General features: G+C 67.6%; 14 protein-coding genes. 7 read left to right on the top strand and 7 right to left on the bottom strand.

Annotation, left to right across the window (positions count from 1 at the left end; translation table 11 throughout):
- The first annotated feature begins 507 nt into the window (after nucleotides 1-507).
- Together WS54_RS11715 and WS54_RS11710 are read left to right on the top strand one after the other, a co-directional pair.
- Nucleotides 508-1,698 carry a M20 aminoacylase family protein gene (locus tag WS54_RS11715; protein WP_059780059.1) on the top strand — a complete coding sequence of 397 codons (1,191 nt, stop codon included), beginning with the start codon at nucleotides 508-510 and terminating at the stop codon, nucleotides 1,696-1,698.
- Between the two features lie 56 nt (nucleotides 1,699-1,754).
- Nucleotides 1,755-3,086, top strand: coding sequence for an MFS transporter (locus WS54_RS11710; protein ID WP_034206035.1), 1,332 nt, complete (start codon nucleotides 1,755-1,757; stop codon nucleotides 3,084-3,086).
- A 49-nt stretch (nucleotides 3,087-3,135) separates the two neighbouring features.
- Here the strand turns inward: WS54_RS11710 and WS54_RS11705 are convergent, their stop codons facing one another.
- Complete coding sequence (locus tag WS54_RS11705) at nucleotides 3,136-4,056, bottom strand: LysR family transcriptional regulator (RefSeq protein WP_059780058.1); 921 nt, start codon at nucleotides 4,054-4,056, stop codon at nucleotides 3,136-3,138.
- 136 nt (nucleotides 4,057-4,192) lie between these two features.
- Between WS54_RS11705 and WS54_RS11700 the strand changes: the two genes are divergently transcribed.
- Both WS54_RS11700 and WS54_RS11695 read left to right on the top strand, forming a co-directional pair.
- The gene (locus WS54_RS11700) at nucleotides 4,193-4,966 is read left to right on the top strand and encodes a transporter substrate-binding domain-containing protein (protein WP_059780057.1); all 774 of its coding nucleotides are present in this window, start codon (nucleotides 4,193-4,195) and stop codon (nucleotides 4,964-4,966) included.
- 55 nt (nucleotides 4,967-5,021) lie between these two features.
- Nucleotides 5,022-6,137 (top strand): succinylglutamate desuccinylase/aspartoacylase family protein, encoded by a 1,116-nt coding sequence (locus WS54_RS11695; protein ID WP_059780056.1) that lies wholly within the window; start codon nucleotides 5,022-5,024, stop codon nucleotides 6,135-6,137.
- 268 nt (nucleotides 6,138-6,405) lie between these two features.
- Here WS54_RS11695 and WS54_RS11690 read toward each other — a convergent pair whose 3' ends face one another.
- Complete coding sequence (locus tag WS54_RS11690; RefSeq protein WP_059780215.1) at nucleotides 6,406-7,194, bottom strand: IclR family transcriptional regulator; 789 nt, start codon at nucleotides 7,192-7,194, stop codon at nucleotides 6,406-6,408.
- Nucleotides 7,195-7,420: 226 nt separating this feature from the next.
- Between WS54_RS11690 and pcaF the strand changes: the two genes are divergently transcribed.
- A complete protein-coding gene (pcaF, locus tag WS54_RS11685; RefSeq protein WP_059780055.1) occupies nucleotides 7,421-8,623 on the top strand; it encodes a 3-oxoadipyl-CoA thiolase in 1,203 nt (400 codons plus the stop codon).
- A 101-nt stretch (nucleotides 8,624-8,724) separates the two neighbouring features.
- Here pcaF and WS54_RS11680 read toward each other — a convergent pair whose 3' ends face one another.
- The 4 genes from WS54_RS11680 to WS54_RS33635 all read right to left on the bottom strand — a co-directional run bounded on the left by WS54_RS11680 (nucleotide 8,725) and on the right by WS54_RS33635 (nucleotide 11,063).
- The gene (locus tag WS54_RS11680) at nucleotides 8,725-9,204 is read right to left on the bottom strand and encodes a DUF523 domain-containing protein (RefSeq protein ID WP_442861314.1); all 480 of its coding nucleotides are present in this window, start codon (nucleotides 9,202-9,204) and stop codon (nucleotides 8,725-8,727) included.
- Nucleotides 9,205-9,337: 133 nt separating this feature from the next.
- On the bottom strand, nucleotides 9,338-9,898 hold the full coding sequence (locus WS54_RS11675; RefSeq protein WP_034206041.1) for a GNAT family N-acetyltransferase: 561 nt from the start codon (nucleotides 9,896-9,898) through the stop codon (nucleotides 9,338-9,340).
- Complete coding sequence (locus tag WS54_RS11670) at nucleotides 9,895-10,752, bottom strand: class I SAM-dependent methyltransferase (RefSeq protein ID WP_059780053.1); 858 nt, start codon at nucleotides 10,750-10,752, stop codon at nucleotides 9,895-9,897. Before WS54_RS11670 ends, WS54_RS11675 begins: the two co-directional genes overlap by 4 nt.
- Nucleotides 10,753-10,787: 35 nt before the next feature.
- Nucleotides 10,788-11,063: a hypothetical protein gene (locus WS54_RS33635; protein ID WP_159086669.1), complete on the bottom strand. Its 276-nt coding sequence runs from the start codon at nucleotides 11,061-11,063 to the stop codon at nucleotides 10,788-10,790.
- Between WS54_RS33635 and WS54_RS11665 the strand changes: the two genes are divergently transcribed.
- Nucleotides 11,062-12,606, top strand: coding sequence for a methyl-accepting chemotaxis protein (locus tag WS54_RS11665; protein WP_059780052.1), 1,545 nt, complete (start codon nucleotides 11,062-11,064; stop codon nucleotides 12,604-12,606). The two genes, WS54_RS33635 and WS54_RS11665, sit on opposite strands and share 2 nt — an antisense overlap.
- A 413-nt stretch (nucleotides 12,607-13,019) precedes the next feature.
- Nucleotides 13,020-14,564, top strand: coding sequence for a methyl-accepting chemotaxis protein (locus WS54_RS11660; protein ID WP_059780214.1), 1,545 nt, complete (start codon nucleotides 13,020-13,022; stop codon nucleotides 14,562-14,564).
- Between the two features lie 116 nt (nucleotides 14,565-14,680).
- Here WS54_RS11660 and gabD read toward each other — a convergent pair whose 3' ends face one another.
- Complete coding sequence (gene gabD, locus WS54_RS11655) at nucleotides 14,681-16,150, bottom strand: NADP-dependent succinate-semialdehyde dehydrogenase (protein ID WP_034206310.1); 1,470 nt, start codon at nucleotides 16,148-16,150, stop codon at nucleotides 14,681-14,683.
- Nucleotides 16,151-16,157: the final 7 nt, after the last annotated feature.

Raw genomic sequence — 16,157 nt, 5'->3', positions numbered from 1 at the left:
CGGGGCGCTCGGCGGCCGGTCGAGGGCGGGCGCGTGTACGCCCATCGCCCAAGCAGTCGCCGCGGCCGTCGACGCAGCGCCCGCTTCCTGTCACTCGCCGAAGCAAGTCGCGCACGAGAGGGTGGCGTCGCCTTGGCTCGAGGTGCTTCGCTTTCTTGCGAAATGCCTGCGGTCGGGCGCTCCGGGGTTTGCCATTGACATGTTCGCGACAATGTACGGGCCCTCGTGAGAGGGCTCCAGAAGCTACTTTCGGTTAGATACGGATATGCCTTATGCCACGGGCGTTCCCGCGATGCTCTAGGCGGTCCCGTCCACATCTGATCGAAAGTCGTACCCGCATCTAATCGAAGTTCACGCACCGGACCGACGCCCCGTATTAACCCTGATTAATAAACCTTATCGCGGTGAAAAATTCCGCATCTTATTGCGCGGATATCGGCTCGCTATAGTGGCTCGCTTTCCCGCACGCATCCCCGGCGTGCGCAGACGAACGGCAGGAGCCTCTTGATGACCACCGCTACCCGATTCACCGAAGTCGAGGATCTGATGCCCGCCGCAGGCGGGCTGCGCGAGATCCGTCACCACATCCATCACCATCCCGAACTCGCGTACGAAGAGCACGACACGGCCGCGCTCGTCGCGGACAAGCTCGCGCAATGGGGCTGGCAGGTGACGCGCGGGGTCGGCAAGACCGGCGTCGTCGGCACGCTGCGGGTGGGCGACGGCGCACGCAGCATCGGCATTCGCGCCGACATGGATGCGTTGCCGATCGTCGAGGCGACCGGCTTGCCGTATGCGAGTGGCACGCACGGCAAGATGCACGCGTGCGGCCACGACGGCCACACGACGATGCTGCTCGGCGCCGCACAGCATCTCGCGAAGACGCGCAACTTCTCGGGCACCGTGCACCTGTATTTCCAGCCGGCGGAAGAGCATGGCGTCGACAGCGGCGCGAAGAAGATGATCGACGACGGCCTGTTCGAGCGTTTCCCGTGCGACGCCGTGTTCGGCATGCACAACCATCCGGGCGCGGCGCCCGGCGTGTTCCTCACGCGACGCGGCCCGTTCATGTCGGCCGGCGACAAGGCGATCGTCACGATCGAAGGCGTCGGCGGCCACGCGGCGCGCCCGCATCTGACCGTCGACCCGGTGGTCGTCGCGGCGAGCATCGTGATGGCGCTGCAGACGATCGTCGCGCGCAACGTCGACCCGTCGCAGCCGGCGGTGGTCACGGTCGGCTCGATGCACGCGGGCACCGCGAACAACGTGATTCCGAACGGCGCGCGCCTCGAACTCAGCGTGCGTTCGTTCAGCCCCGACGTGCGCGCGCTGCTCAAGCGCCGCATCATCGAGCTGGCCGAAACGCAGGCCGCGAGCTACGGCGCGACCGCGAACGTCGAGTACATCGAAGGCTATCCGGTCGTCGTCAATACGGATGCCGAAACGGATTTCGCCGCGCAGGTCGCGCGCGAACTCGTCGGCGATGCGCACGTGGTCGAGCAGGCCGACCTGCTGATGGGCAGCGAGGATTTCGCGTTCATGCTGCAGCAGCGGCCGGGCTCGTTCGTGCGGCTCGGCAACGGCGAAGGCGAGGACGGCTGCATGGTGCACAACCCGAAATACGACTTCAACGATCGCAATCTGCCGATCGGCGCGGCGTTCTGGACGCGCCTCGTCGAGCGTTACCTCGGGCAGTGATCGCAACGGCGGCGCGCGGCCGGCGCTTCCGGCCGCATTCAGAGGAGAGGAGAGCGATGCAGAAAGACCATCTCGCGCTGCACCCCGCGTCGCCGGGCGCCGCCGAAGCCGGCGCGCCCGGCGCGCCTGCCGTCACGCGGCGCGGCGCGATCGCCGCGGCCGTGATCGGCAATTGGCTCGAATTCTTCGATTTCACCGTGTACGGTTTCTTCGCGGTGCTGATCGGCAAGCTGTTCTTCCCGTCGAGCGACCCGACCACGTCGCTGCTGCTGTCGGTCGCGACGTTCGCCGCCGGCTTCTTCACGCGGCCGCTCGGTAGCGTCGTGCTCGGCGTCTACGCCGACCGCAAGGGGCGCAAGGCCGCGCTGAACCTGACGATCATGCTGATGGCGCTCGGCACCGGCCTGATCGCGATCGCGCCGACCTATGCGCAGGTGGGCGTGGCCGCGCCGCTGCTCGTGGTGTTCGCGCGGTTGCTGCAGGGCTTCTCGCAAGGCGGCGAATTCGGCGCGGCGACGTCGACGCTGCTCGAACAGGGCGGCACGTCGCGCCGCGCGTTCCGCGCGAGCTGGCAGCTCGCGACGCAAGGCGGCGCCGCGCTGATGGGCTCGGGGTTCGCGGCGCTGCTGTCGAACACGATGACGAAGGACGCACTGGAAGGCTGGGGCTGGCGGCTGCCGTTCCTCGTCGGCGTGCTGATTGCGCCGGTCGGGATGTTTTTGCGTCGCCGGCTCGCGGACGACGCGCCCGGCGACCGCCATCACGGCATCGAGCGCGGCGTGCTGCGCGAGCTGTTCTCGAAGCACGCGCGCACGGTGCTGCTGCTGATGCTCACGGTGATGGGCGGCACGGTGTCGACCTACATCCTGACGTTCTACATGCCGACCTACGCGATCCACACGCTCGGCCTGCCGATGAAGCTGTCGATGTTCGTCGGGGTCGCGTCGGGCTGCGTGATGCTGGTCACGTGCCCGCTGTTCGGCTGGCTGTCGGACAAGCTCGGCAGCCGGCGCCTGCCGATCTTCGTCGGCCGCGGCGTGCTGGTCGCGCTGCTGTTTCCGGCATTCTGGCTGATGAACCATCATCCGACGCTGTCGGTGATCTTGCCGCTGACCGCGCTGATGCTGCTGTTCTATTCGCTCGGCTCCGCATCGGAAATGGCGCTGATGTGCGAGTCGCTGCCGCGCCACGTGCGGGCGACGGGCATCTCGATCGCGTATGCGCTCGCGGTGACGATCTTCGGCGGCACCGCGCAGCTGATCGCGACCTGGCTCGTGAAGACGACCGGCAGCAAGCTCGCGCCGGCGGGCTACGTGGCCGCATGCGTGGTGCTGTCGCTGATCGCGGTCGCGATGCTGCGCGAGACCGCGCGCGAATCGCTGGACTGACGCTCGACGCGTGATGCGCGATGCGGGTGGCGCGCGCGGCCGTGCGCGCTTACCGCCCGCGCACCACCCTCAGATACGACGCGAGCATCGTCGCGAGTTCCTGCGCGGCCGGCGTCAGCGGTACGGCCGCGCGCTGCAGCAGGCAGACGTCCTGCGCTTCGGCCCGTTCGCGCACCGGCACCTTCACGAGTGCGCCGGCGAACGGCCCGTGCCGCGTGATCGCTTCGGTTTCGAGCGCGAGGGAATCGGTCTGCGTGACGATCTGCAGCGTCTCGAACATCCCTTCGACAGTCGCGAGAATCTTCGGTGGCGGCTGGCCGTGTGCGTCGAAGTACGCGAGCAGCCGGTTGACGACCGGGTCGGCGCTCAGGTTCGGCGAGCGCGTGGACACCCATCCGTAGGCGGCCAGCTCGGCGAGCGATCGCGCATGCATCGCCGGGTGCCCGTTGCGGCAGACGACCACCGGCGCCGACGTGCGCAACGGCGTGACCGCGAGATCGGTCGTGTCGGTCTGCTTCGCGACCAGCGCGATCGCGAAATCGACCGCGCTTTCGCGCAGCCAGCCGATCATCATCCGCGACGTGCCGGTGCGCAGGTGCACGTCCACCTTGTCGAAGCGCGCGCGGAACGCGGTCAGCACGGGCGCGAACGCGTCGATCAGCGGCTCGGTCACGAGGCCGAGCGTGACGGTGCCTTCGTAGGCGCCGCTCAACTGACGGATTTCCCGCTCGACCTGGTCGCATTCGCCGAGGATCGAACCGGAGCGCGCGAGCAGCCGCTGGCCGACGGCCGTCGGCACGATCCCGCGATTGGTGCGCGTGAACAGCGTCGCGCCGAGCGTCGCCTCGAGGCCCTGCAGTTGCTGCGAGACGCCGCTTTGCGCGAGATTGAGCGCGCGTGCGGCCGCGCGCAGGCTGCCGTGCTCGACGACGGCCTGGAAGATGCGGAGTTGGGACAGCGTGAACGCCATGGGAAGCTGCGAGGCCGGTGATCGGAAATACCGATCATGATAAGTCAGCCGATGGTTCCGGCGGCAGCCGGCGGCCCCTACGATCGCAGGCAGTCCGGCGCATGCCGTTCGTCCCGCTACCTGCCCATCGTCGACCATGAAACGTCTCCTCGTCCCGCTCGTTTCCCTGTGCATTGGCCTGGCGACCACGTCCGCGTGTGCGCTCGACGCGCACGTGGTGCGGCTCGGCATCGACCCGACCTATCCGCCGATGGATGCGAAAGCGCCCGACGGCAGCCTGAAAGGCTTCGACGTCGATCTCGGCAACGAGATCTGCCGCCGCGCGCAGTTGCGCTGCCAGTGGGTCGAGCTCGAATTCTCCGGGATGATTCCCGCGTTGCAGGCGCGCAAGATCGACGCGATCCTGTCGTCGATGGCGATCACCGCGAAGCGCGAGAAACAGATCCTGTTCTCGTCGAAGCTGTTCCGCTTCAAGTCGCGGCTCGTCGCGCGCCCCGGCAGCGGGCTCGACGGCACGGCGGCGTCGCTGGCCGGCAAGCGCGTCGGCGTGCAGTCGGGCACGCAGTTCGAATCGTGGGCGCTCGCGCACTGGGCGCCGGCCGGTGTCGGCGTGGTGCCGTACAAGAGCCAGGACGACGTGTTCGCCGATCTCGTGAATGGCCGCCTCGACGCGGCGCTGCTCGGCGCCGTGGAAGCCGACTACGGGTTCCTGCGCCAGCCGCGCGGCAAGGGCTTCGCGTTCGTCGGCGCGCCGCTCGACATGGGCGATCGCGGCGTCGGCATCGGCATGCGGCAGTCGGATACCGCGCTGAAGGCGTCGATCGACGGCGCGATCGCAGCGATGCTGAAGGACGGTACGTACGACCGGATCGCGAAGCAGTACTTCGATTTCAACCCGTACGGCGACTGAGCGCCGTGCAGGCCCGTTGTCCCGATTCCCCGTTTTCATCCGTTCGAGACCATCGATGCAGATTCGCACCACGCCGCTCCTGTCGCCGTCGATCGGCACGCAGCGCACGCTGACGAGCTTTCATTTCGGGCCGGCCGACAGCGGCCGCAAGATCTACCTGCAGGCCGCGCTGCACGCGGACGAGACGCCGGCGATGCTCGCGGCGGTCGTGCTGAAGCAGCGTCTCGCGCAGCTCGACGCCGCAGGCCGGCTCGCGGCCGACATCGTGCTGGTGCCGGTGTCGAACCCGGTCGGCCTCAATCATCATCTGCTCGGGCAGTTCATCGGTCGTTTCGACCTCGCGAGCGGCCGCAACTTCAACCGCGGCTTTCTGCCGCTCGCGGAAATCGCCGCGCGCGCGCGCGACCGGCTGGGCGACGACGGCGCGCGCAATCGCGCGATCGTGCGCGAATGCGTCGGCGCGGCGCTCGACGACATCGCGCCGCGCACCGAATTCGATGCGCTGCAGCTTGCGCTGCTGAAGCTGTCGCACGACGCCGACGTCGTGATCGACCTGCATTGCTCGCTCGAAGCGGTGATGCACGTGTACACGAGCGAGACCGCGTGGCCGGACGTCGAGCCGCTCGCGCGTTATCTCGGTGCGGAGGTGTCGCTGCTCGCCGAGGATTCGGGCGGCCATGCGTTCGACGATGCGCATCACCTGCTGTGGTCGCGGTTGCGCGCGCATTTGCCGGACGGCACGCCGATGGCGGCCGGCACCGTGGCCGTGACCGTCGAGTGCCGCGGCCAGCGCGACGTGACGTACGAATACGCGCAACGCGACGCCGACGCGCTCGTCGACTATCTCGTGTGGTGCGGCGCGGTGCGCGGCGAACGCGCACCGCTGCCGCCGCTGGCCGCGCCGGCCACGCCGCTTGCGGGCAGCGAGCAGTTTTACGCGCCGGTGAGCGGGATCCTCGTGCACCGTGCGGCGATCGGCGCGACGATCCGTGCGGGCGATCCGCTGTTCGACATCGTCGATCCGCTGACGGATGCGGTCACGACGATCTCGAGCGCGACCGATGGCGTGTTCTACATGCGGCGCGCGATCCGTTTCGTGACGGCCGGCGCGCCGCTCGGCCGCGTGACCGGCACGGTGCCGGTGCGAACGGGGATGCTGCTGGGCGCGTGAGCGGTGCCGGGCCTGCACGGCGTCCGAGAGGCGCCGTGCAATTTCGTTCTCGTCAAATTGACCGGACGTTGCCGCACCCCTAAATTTGGCGATGCGGAGCGCGCTCCGTGTTCCGTGAGAAGGACGTTGCAAACAGAGTCAGAGAGTTGAGCGGGCGGCGCATGCCGCCCGTCTTTTTATCCGCGGTATCCGCACTATCGGCTCGATCCGCGTGCTTCACGCCATGCGCGAATGGCCATGTTGCCGATCCGGCGCGCGAAGTGACCGCTTACCCGCGCCGTGCGACCAGCTCCGATACCGTCTGCGCGGCCTGCTGCAGCGGCCCGAGAAACTCCTTCACCATCTGCTTCGCGGTATGCCGCTGCGCGTTGCCGCTGATGTTCATCGCGGCGATCACCTGCCCGCGCCGGTTGCGGATCGGCGCGGAGATCGACATCAAGCCCACCTCGAGTTCCTGGTCGACCACGGCCCAGCCTTGCTGGCGCACCTGCGCGATCGTCGCCTTGAGTTCGCCGATGTCGGTGATCGTGCGCGGCGTATGCGCACGGATGCCGCTTTGCGCGAGCGTTTCGTCGAGCGCCGCGTCGTCGAGCGCCGACAGCAGCACGCGGCCCATCGACGTGCAGTACGCGGGCAGCCGGCTGCCGATCGACAGGTTGATCGTCATGATCTTGCGGGTCGGTACGCGCAGCACGTAGACGATCTCGGTGCGGTCGAGCACCGCGGCCGAGCAGCTTTCGTGGATTTGCGCGGACAACTGCTCCATCACCGGATCGGCGAGATTCCAGAACGGCATCGACGTCAGGTACGCGAAGCCGAGCTCGAGAATCTTCGGCGTGAGCCGGAACAGCCGGCCGTCGGCCTCGACGTAGCCGAGCGTCTGCAGCGTGAGCAGGATCCGGCGCGCGCCTGCGCGCGTGAGGCCGGTGGCCGACGCGACCTCGGTGAGCGTCTGCTCCGGGCGCGCCGCGTCGAATGCGCGGATCACCGCGAGGCCGCGCGCGAACGACTGCACGTAGGAGTCGCCGGGTTTCGTTTGAATATCGTCGGTTGTCATGAGCGCCTGGAATGTCGTGCAGCCGAGAAGATAGCGCATGGGGCCCGACACGCCAACCGCACGGCGGACCGCGCCCTTGACAGGTCGTCCCTGCACTCCCTATGATGCGTTGAACGTTCGATACACGATCTTATGTTCGTATATAGAACATTTAAGCGCATCCCGGCGGGCAATGCAAGGGGGCGCCCCGTTCATTTCCCAGCCTTTCACGGGACCGGAGACACTGATGACCGAAGCTTTTCTGTGTGATGCGATCCGTACGCCGATCGGGCGTTACGGCGGTGCACTGTCCGGCGTGCGCGCCGACGATCTGGGCGCGGTGCCGCTCAAGGCGCTCGTCGAGCGCAACCGCGACGTCGACTGGACGGCGATCGACGACGTGATCTACGGCTGCGCGAACCAGGCCGGCGAGGACAACCGCAACGTCGCGCGCATGTCGACGCTGCTGGCGGGCCTGCCGGAAGGCGTGCCCGGTTCGACGATCAACCGCCTGTGCGGCTCCGGAATGGATGCGGTCGGCGTGGCCGCGCGCGCGATCAAGTCGGGCGAAGCCGCGCTGATGGTGGCGGGCGGCGTCGAGAGCATGACGCGCGCGCCGTTCGTGATGGGCAAGGCCGCGAGCGCGTTCGCGCGCCAGGCCGATATCTTCGATACGACGATCGGCTGGCGCTTCGTCAATCCGCTGATGAAGCAGTTGTATGGCGTCGATTCGATGCCGGAAACAGCCGAGAACGTCGCGGTCGACTACAACATCAGCCGCGCGGATCAGGATCTGTTCGCGCTGCGCAGCCAGCAGAAGGCCGCGCGGGCGCAGCAGGACGGCACGCTCGCCGAGGAAATCGTGCCGGTCACGATTGCGCAGAAAAAGGGCGATCCGGTGGTCGTGTCGCGTGATGAGCATCCGCGCGAAACGTCGCTCGAAGCGCTCGCGAAATTGAAGGGCGTCGTGCGCCCGGACGGCTCGGTCACGGCCGGCAACGCGTCGGGCGTGAACGACGGCGCCGCCGCGCTGCTGCTGGCGAACGAGGCCACCGCGAAGCGCTTCGGCCTGACGCCGCGCGCCCGCGTGCTGGGGATCGCGACGGCCGGCGTCGCGCCGCGCGTGATGGGCATCGGCCCCGCGCCGGCCACGCAGAAGCTGCTCGCGCGGCTCGGGATGACGATCGACCAGTTCGACGTGATCGAGCTGAACGAAGCGTTCGCGTCGCAAGGTCTCGCGGTGCTGCGCATGCTCGGCGTCGCCGACGACGATCCGCGCGTGAACCCGAACGGCGGTGCGATCGCGCTCGGTCATCCGCTCGGCGCATCGGGTGCGCGTCTCGTGACGACCGCGATGTACCAGTTGCATCGCACGAACGGCCGCTTTGCGCTGTGCACGATGTGCATCGGCGTCGGCCAGGGCATCGCGATCGCGATCGAACGCGTCTGACCGGCGAGATGGGGGGGAAGCGGCCGGATACGCGCCGCTTGATCGCCGCGCCGTTTCCGCCACGATGGGCGGCACGAGGTGTCTCGTGCCGCCCATCGTCGTTAACCGGCCGGCGACAGTTGCCTGAGGCGTGCGTCGAGCGCGTCGATCTCGGTGTCCGCGAACACCTCGATGCCATGCGCGCGCAGCAGCGCCGCCGTGACGCCGGCACCCGCGTGCCGCCGGCTCTCGAAACTTCCGTCGTAAATGAACGTGCTGCCGCACGAGGGACTGCCGTCGGCGAGGATCGCGAAGCGGCAGCCGTGTGCCTGCGCGAGGGCCAGCGCGGTCTGAGCGCCGGCCACGAACGGGGCCGTCACGTCGGTGCCGCCCACGTCGACGATGCGTGCGCGACCCGACAGCACCTGCTGCCCCGATGCGCCGCCGGCGATCTCGGCGGGCGGACGCGGCACGCCGAGGCCGCCCGCCAGTTCCGGGCAGACGGCCACGAGACGCCCTTCGCGTTGCCACCGTTCGAGCGCCTCGTGCGCGGCGGTCTTCGCCGAGCCGTTGTAACGGACCGGATGGCCGACCACGCACATGCTGACGAGGATCTTCGGCGTGGCGGGCGGTGGCGGGTCGTCGTTCAATGTCGCGCTCCGTGACGTGCTGACGGTAACTGATGACGGCAGTGGCGGAGCGCAAAATTCCACGCTTCATCCGCATGCCGCGCGGTCACGCCGTCGGCCCTTCGAGGTGAATGTCTTCGGGCTCGAGTGCGTAAAGTTCGGGATCGGGCGCCGCGCTGACCGTGAAGCCGAGCCGCAGGTAGAAGTCGATCGTGCGCTGCGACGGCGTGGCCGACACGTACAGACGCTCGGCGCCCATCGTGCGTGCCTGCGCCCGCGCCGCGCGATAGAGCTGTTCGCCGAGCCCGCAACCGCGCCAATCGCGGCTCACGTGCAGGAACTTCAACTGCAGCATGTCGCGCCGCGGGCCGAGCGGCCGGCTGTCGACGACGACGGCCGCGACGAGCCGCGTGCCGTCGAACCGGCCGAGAAACCAGCCGCCGCGGTCGTGACAGTCGAGCAGGATCGGCGTGTAGTGATCGGCTTCGCCGTCGGGCCAGCCGGCCACGTCGTAGAACTCGGGCACGAGATGCAGCGCGCCGTCGCGCAGCACGTACAGGTGTTCGATGATTTCACGCCGGTCGATGGTCCACACGAGCGGCACGTCGTCGCGGGCCAGCAGGCGGGCCGACAGCGCGTCGCGCGCGGCGGCGGTGCGGCCGGTCATGCGGCCACCCGGTGCGCGGCGATCGCGTACATCAACGGCAGGCGCGGCATGCCTTCGGGCGGCACCATCCGGCGGCCGTCCAACTCGCGCATGCCGTCGAAGCCCTTCCAGCCGTTCGCGTATGGATATTCGGTCAGGCGATCGATCGCGAGACCGGCCGATATCAGTGCATTCGCTACCTCGCCGATGCCCCACATGAACTCGTAGCTCGGATGCGGGTTCGCGAAATCGACGATGCCCGGGTGGTCGTGCTGCGTGCCGAGCCCCGTGCCGGACACCGCGACGTAATCGCCGACGCCTGCGGGCTCCTCGGTCGCGTCGTCCTTGAAGTAGTCGTAGTGCGGCTGCCAGTGTTCGTCGAAATACAGCGAGAACGGATGGAACTCGACCATCGCGAAGCGGCCGCCCGGCGCGAGCAGCGAGGCGATCCCGTGCGCCCATGCGGTCAGGTCAGACAGCCAGTAGATCGCGCCGTACGACGTGAACACGCGATCGAAGCGCTCGCCGCGCGCGGCGGCTTCGGGCATCCAGTCGAGTACGTCGGCGCGCTCGAACCGCGCCGGCAGGCCCGAGTCGGCCGACAGTCGCCGCGCGAAGTCGATCGCCTCGTCGGAGATGTCGATGCCGGTTGCGTCCGCGCCTGCGCGCACGAGGCTCAGCGTGTCCTGCCCCGCGTTGCATTGCAGGTGCAAGAGCCGCAGACCCGCCAGATCGCCGAGCAGTTCGCGTTCTTCCGGAAACAGCGTCGAGCCGCCATTGCGGAAAAATGCAGCCTGATCGCCTTTATGGCTGTTATGCGCAACCGTCGCCTTATTCCAGGACAACCGATTCAGTTCGTGCAATGCCTTTTTCATCGAATTCGAATTCCGGTGGAATGGAGCAGGATAATTCAAATCGTTTCGCCGCGCGCAACGGATGCCGACATCGGCACGTCGGGTGGCGCGTTGTGACAAGTCGATAAACACGTGCCGCGATTATCGCCGGAATATTTGATCGAAATCATGGTAATGGCCGAATTGCATGCAGGATGCGCGACAGGATTAAGGTTTCCCGGTGCATTGCCGACAAAGGACGAGAGTGTCGTAAAGCGATCAACCGTTTTTCGGCTACTGAGCGCGATTTCAGCGCGGCGCGGACGACAGAGCCGCCTTTCGGAGCCTTGCATGCGCAACAACCAGCCCATTACTCAACAGGAATTCGATTTTCCCGACGACGTCACACTGATGTCGACGACCGATGCCGACAGCGTCATCACCTACGCGAACACGACGTTCGCGCAGGTGAGCGGGTTCTCGAACGAGGAACTCGTCGGCCAGCCGCACAACGTGGTGCGGCACCCGGACATGCCGAAGGAGGCGTTCGCCGACATGTGGGAGACGCTCGGGCGCGGCGAACCGTGGACCGCGCTCGTGAAGAACCGCCGCAAGAACGGCGACCATTACTGGGTGCGTGCGAACGCGATTCCGGTGATGCGCAACGGCGCGCCGCAAGGCTACATGTCGGTGCGCACGAAGGCGCCGCACGACGAGACCCGGGCCGCGGACGCGCTGTATCGCGCGTTTCGCGAAGGCAAGACCGGCCAGCGCCGGTTCCACAAGGGGCTCGTCATCCGCACCGGGCTGCTGCGAATCGCATCGCTGCCGCAGACGATGTCGGTGCGTGCGCGCGTTCATTCGACATGGTGCGTGCTGGCGCCGGCGGTCGTCGGCGCGGGCTGGGCCTGCGGGCTGGGCGGCAATGGGCTCGCGGCGTTTGCCGGTGTGACGGTCGGCGTGGCGGCCGCCGCCGGCTGGTGGCTCGATGCGCAGATCGTGCAACCGCTGAAGCGGCTGCACGAGCAGGCGCTGAACGTCGCGACCGGTGAGAGCCGGCGCGGCGTGCGGATGAATCGCGTCGACGAGATCGGCATGACGCTGCGCACGATCAACCAGCTCGGCCTGATGTTCCGCTGGCTCGTCGACGACGTCAGCGAGCAGGTACACAACGTGCAACGCGCGAGCAACGAGATCGCGCAAGGCAACAACGACCTCAGCGCGCGCACCGAGCAGGCCGCGTCCAGCGTGCAGCAGACCGCCGCGTCGATGGCCGAAATGACGGCCACCGTGTCGAGCAACGCGGAGACGGCGCTGCAGGCGAACCAGTTGTCCGTTTCCGCGAGCGAGGCAGCCGGGCGGGGCGGGCAGGCGGTGAGCGAGGTCGTCGCGACGATGAGCGAGATCACCGAGAGCTCGCGCAAGATTGCCGACATCATCGGCGTGATCGACGGCATCGCGTTCCAGACCAACATCCTCGCGCTGAATGCGGCGGTCGAGGCCGCGCGCGCGGGCGAACAGGGTCGTGGTTTCGCGGTGGTGGCCGGCGAGGTGCGCGCGCTCGCGCAGCGCAGCGCGAACGCGGCGAAGGAGATCAAGACGCTGATCGGCGCGAGCGTCGAGCGCGTCGAGTCGGGCGCGCGGCGCGTGGACGAGGCAGGCCGGACGATGGAGGACATCGTCACGCAGGTGAAGCGCGTGTCCGATCTGATCGCGGAGATCAGCTCGTCGACGGCCGAGCAAAGCACCGGTGTCGCGCAGGTCGACCAGGCGGTCGTGCATCTGGACAACATCACGCAGCAGAACGCGGCGCTCGTCGAACAGAGCACGGCGGCGTCGGAAAGCCTGAAGCAGCAGGCGACGCGCCTCGTGGATGCGGTGAACGTGTTCAGATGATCGCGCGAAAGGGCGTGCGGCGTGCGGAATCGATCGACGATGCCGGATGTCGCGCACCGTGCTTATTCGGATTGGCGAATTCAATGGAATGACGTCGAACGTGAAATATTCGTCTCCCCGATTTCAGGAGGGGGCGAATGAATCGAGCCGAAATCGCGGCATCCATTGGCCGGGCGAATCGCGTCCAGATCGTTGCCCGGCAACGCACTTCGTTTTATCCATAAACAAATCATTCGGTAAAAACAAGTTGATGCATATCTAATGCATATTTACCCGAATACGGCATAATGTTTTCGCCGAATGTGCCGAAAGTGCAGGAGCCCGACTCACACGCATGCGAATCGATCGCGATGCGCGGGGTCTCGAATCAATCGACGAACGGACGCAAGATCCGCCACCCGGAGCTCCACACCATGCGCAACAACCAGCCCGTCACGCAACGCGAATTCGAATTTGCCGATGATGCGACGCTGATGTCGACGACCGATGTCGACAGCCACATCACTTACGCGAACGCGGCATTCATCCAGGTCAGCGGCTTTTCTCCCGAGGAGATCGAAGGCCAGCCGCACAACGTGGTGCGGCATCCGGACATGCCGAAGGAGGCGTTCGCCGACATGTGGGCGACGCTCAAGGGCGGCGAGCCGTGGACCGCGCTCGTGAAGAACCGCCGCAAGAACGGCGACCATTACTGGGTGCGCGCGAACGCGATTCCGGTGATGCGCAACGGGCAGCCGAAGGGCTACATGTCGGTGCGCACGAAGGCGACGCGCGACGAGATCTCGGCTGCCGAGGCGCTGTATCGCGATTTCCGCGAAGGCAAGGCCGGCAGCCGCCGGTTCCACAAGGGGTTGATCTTGCGCACCGGCGCGCTGCGCGTCGCGTCGGTGTTCCAGACGATGTCGGTGCGGGCGCGGCTGGTGTCGACGCTGTGTGTGCTGGTGCCTGCGGTCGTCGGCACCGGCTGGGCGGCCGGGTTGAGCGGCGGCGCGTTCGCGGCGTTCGCCGGTGCGGCGATCGGCGTGACGGCGGCGGCCGGGCTGTGGCTCGACGCGCAGATCGTGCGGCCGCTTCGGCAGTTGCGCGACGAGGCGTTGCGCGTGGCGACCGGCGAGAGCCGCAACGGCGTGCGGATGAATCGCGTCGACGAGATCGGCATGACGCTGCGCACGATCAACCAGCTCGGGCTGATGTTCCGCTGGCTCGTCGACGACGTCAGCGAACAGGTGCTGAACGTGCAGCGCGCGAGCAACGAGATCGCGCAAGGCAACAACGACCTCAGCGCGCGCACCGAGCAGGCTTCGACGAGCGTGCAGCAGACGGCTGCATCGATGGCCGAGATGACGGCGACCGTGTCGAGCAATGCGGAGACGGCGCTGCAGGCGAATCAGCTGTCCGTTTCCGCGAGCGAGGCAGCCGGGCGCGGCGGGCAGGCGGTGAGCGAGGTCGTCGCGACGATGAACGACATCACCGAGAGTTCGCGCAAGATTGCCGACATCATCGGCGTGATCGACGGCATCGCGTTCCAGACCAACATCCTCGCGCTGAATGCGGCGGTCGAGGCCGCGCGTGCGGGTGATCAGGGGCGCGGCTTCGCGGTGGTGGCCGGCGAGGTACGCGCGCTCGCGCAGCGCAGCGCGAACGCGGCGAAGGAGATCAAGACGCTGATCGGCGCGAGCGTCGAGCGTGTCGAGTCGGGCGCGCGGATCGTCGATGGCGCGGGCAAGACGATGGAGGACATCGTCACGCAGGTGAAGCGCGTGTCCGATCTGATCGCGGAGATCAGCTCGTCGACGGCCGAACAGAGCACGGGCGTCGCCCAGGTCGACCAGGCGGTCGTGCATCTGGACAACATCACGCAGCAGAACGCGGCGCTCGTCGAGCAGAGCACGGCGGCGTCGGAAAGCCTGAAGCAGCAGGCGACGCGGCTGGTGGAGGCGGTGAACGTATTCCGCTGATCGCGGAGAAGGCAGGTGACGCGGGCACGGCGGAGAGGGATACCGGCCCGCGTCGCGACCGCCCGGTTCCGGCCGGGCGGCCAGGGCCTGCCGCTCGCGCGCCAGGCCCCGAACCGTCAGACGGCCAGGCAGAGGTACTTGATCACGACGTAGTCGTCGATGCCGTAGTGCGAGCCTTCGCGACCGAGGCCCGACTGCTTCACGCCGCCGAACGGCGCGACTTCGTTCGAGATGAGGCCCGTGTTCACGCCGACCATCCCGTATTCGAGCGCTTCGGCGACCTTCCACACGCGGCCGATGTCGCGGCTGTAGAAGTATGCGGCGAGGCCGAACTCGGTGTCGTTCGCGAGGCGGATCACTTCGTCGTCGCTGCCGAACTTGAACAGCGGCGCGAGCGGCCCGAACGTCTCTTCCTTCGCGACCTTCATCGCCGGCGTGACGCCGGTCAGCACCGTCGGCTCGAAGAAGCCGTGGCCGAGCGCGTGGCGCTTGCCGCCCGTCACGACGGTCGCGCCCTTCGCGAGCGCGTCCTCGATATGCGCCTCGACCTTCAGCACGGCTGCTTCGTTGATCAGCGGGCCTTGCGTGACGCCAGGCTCCGTGCCGCGGCCGACCTTCAACTGGCCGACGGCCGCCGCGAGCTTCTGCGCGAACTGGTCGTACACGGCTTCATGCACGTAGAAGCGGTTCGTGCACACGCACGTCTGGCCGCTGTTGCGGTACTTCGACGCGATCGCGCCCTGCACGGCCGCATCGAGATCGGCGTCGTCGAACACGATGAACGGCGCGTTGCCGCCGAGCTCCAGCGACACTTTCTTGACCGTCGCCGCGCACTGCGCCATCAACAGGCGGCCGACCGGCGTCGAGCCCGTGAACGACAGCTTGCGCACGATCGGGTTCGACGTCAGTTCGCCGCCGATCGCCTTCGGGTCGCCCGTGACGACGCTGAACACGCCGGCCGGCACGCCCGCACGCTCGGCCAGCACGGCCATCGCAAGCGCGGAGAACGGCGTCGCCTCGGCCGGCTTCACGACGATCGGGCAGCCTGCCGCGAGCGCCGGGCCGACCTTGCGGGTGATCATCGCCGCCGGAAAGTTCCACGGCGTGATCGCCGCGCACACGCCGATCGCTTCCTTCGTCACGACGATGCGCTTGTCGCTCGCCGGCGTCGGGATCGTGTCGCCGTACACGCGCTTGCCTTCTTCCGCGAACCACTCGAGGAACGACGCCGCGTAGCCGATCTCGCCCTTTGCTTCGGCCAGCGACTTGCCCTGCTCGGTGGTGAGGATCAGCGCGAGGTCGTCGGCGTTCTCCATCATCAGGTCGTGCCACTTGCGCAGGATGACCGCGCGTTCCTTCGCGGTCTTCTTGCGCCACGCCGGCCATGCGGCATTCGCGGCGTCGATCGCGTGACGCGTTTCCGCCGCGCCCATCGCCGGCACGGTGCCGAGCAGGCCGCCCGTCGCCGGGTTGCGGACCTCGAACGTCTCGCCGTTCGTGGCGGGTTGCCATTCGCCGTTGACGTACGCCTGCTGGCGGAACAGCGACGGATCTTTCAGTGCCAGGGTTTCCTGAACAGTGCTCATATGAATC

Source organism: Burkholderia sp. NRF60-BP8, assembly GCF_001522585.2.
GTDB lineage: Bacteria > Pseudomonadota > Gammaproteobacteria > Burkholderiales > Burkholderiaceae > Burkholderia.
The sequence above is the reverse complement of the archived record's forward strand: the minus strand, read 5'-3'. Positions and strand labels throughout refer to the sequence as shown.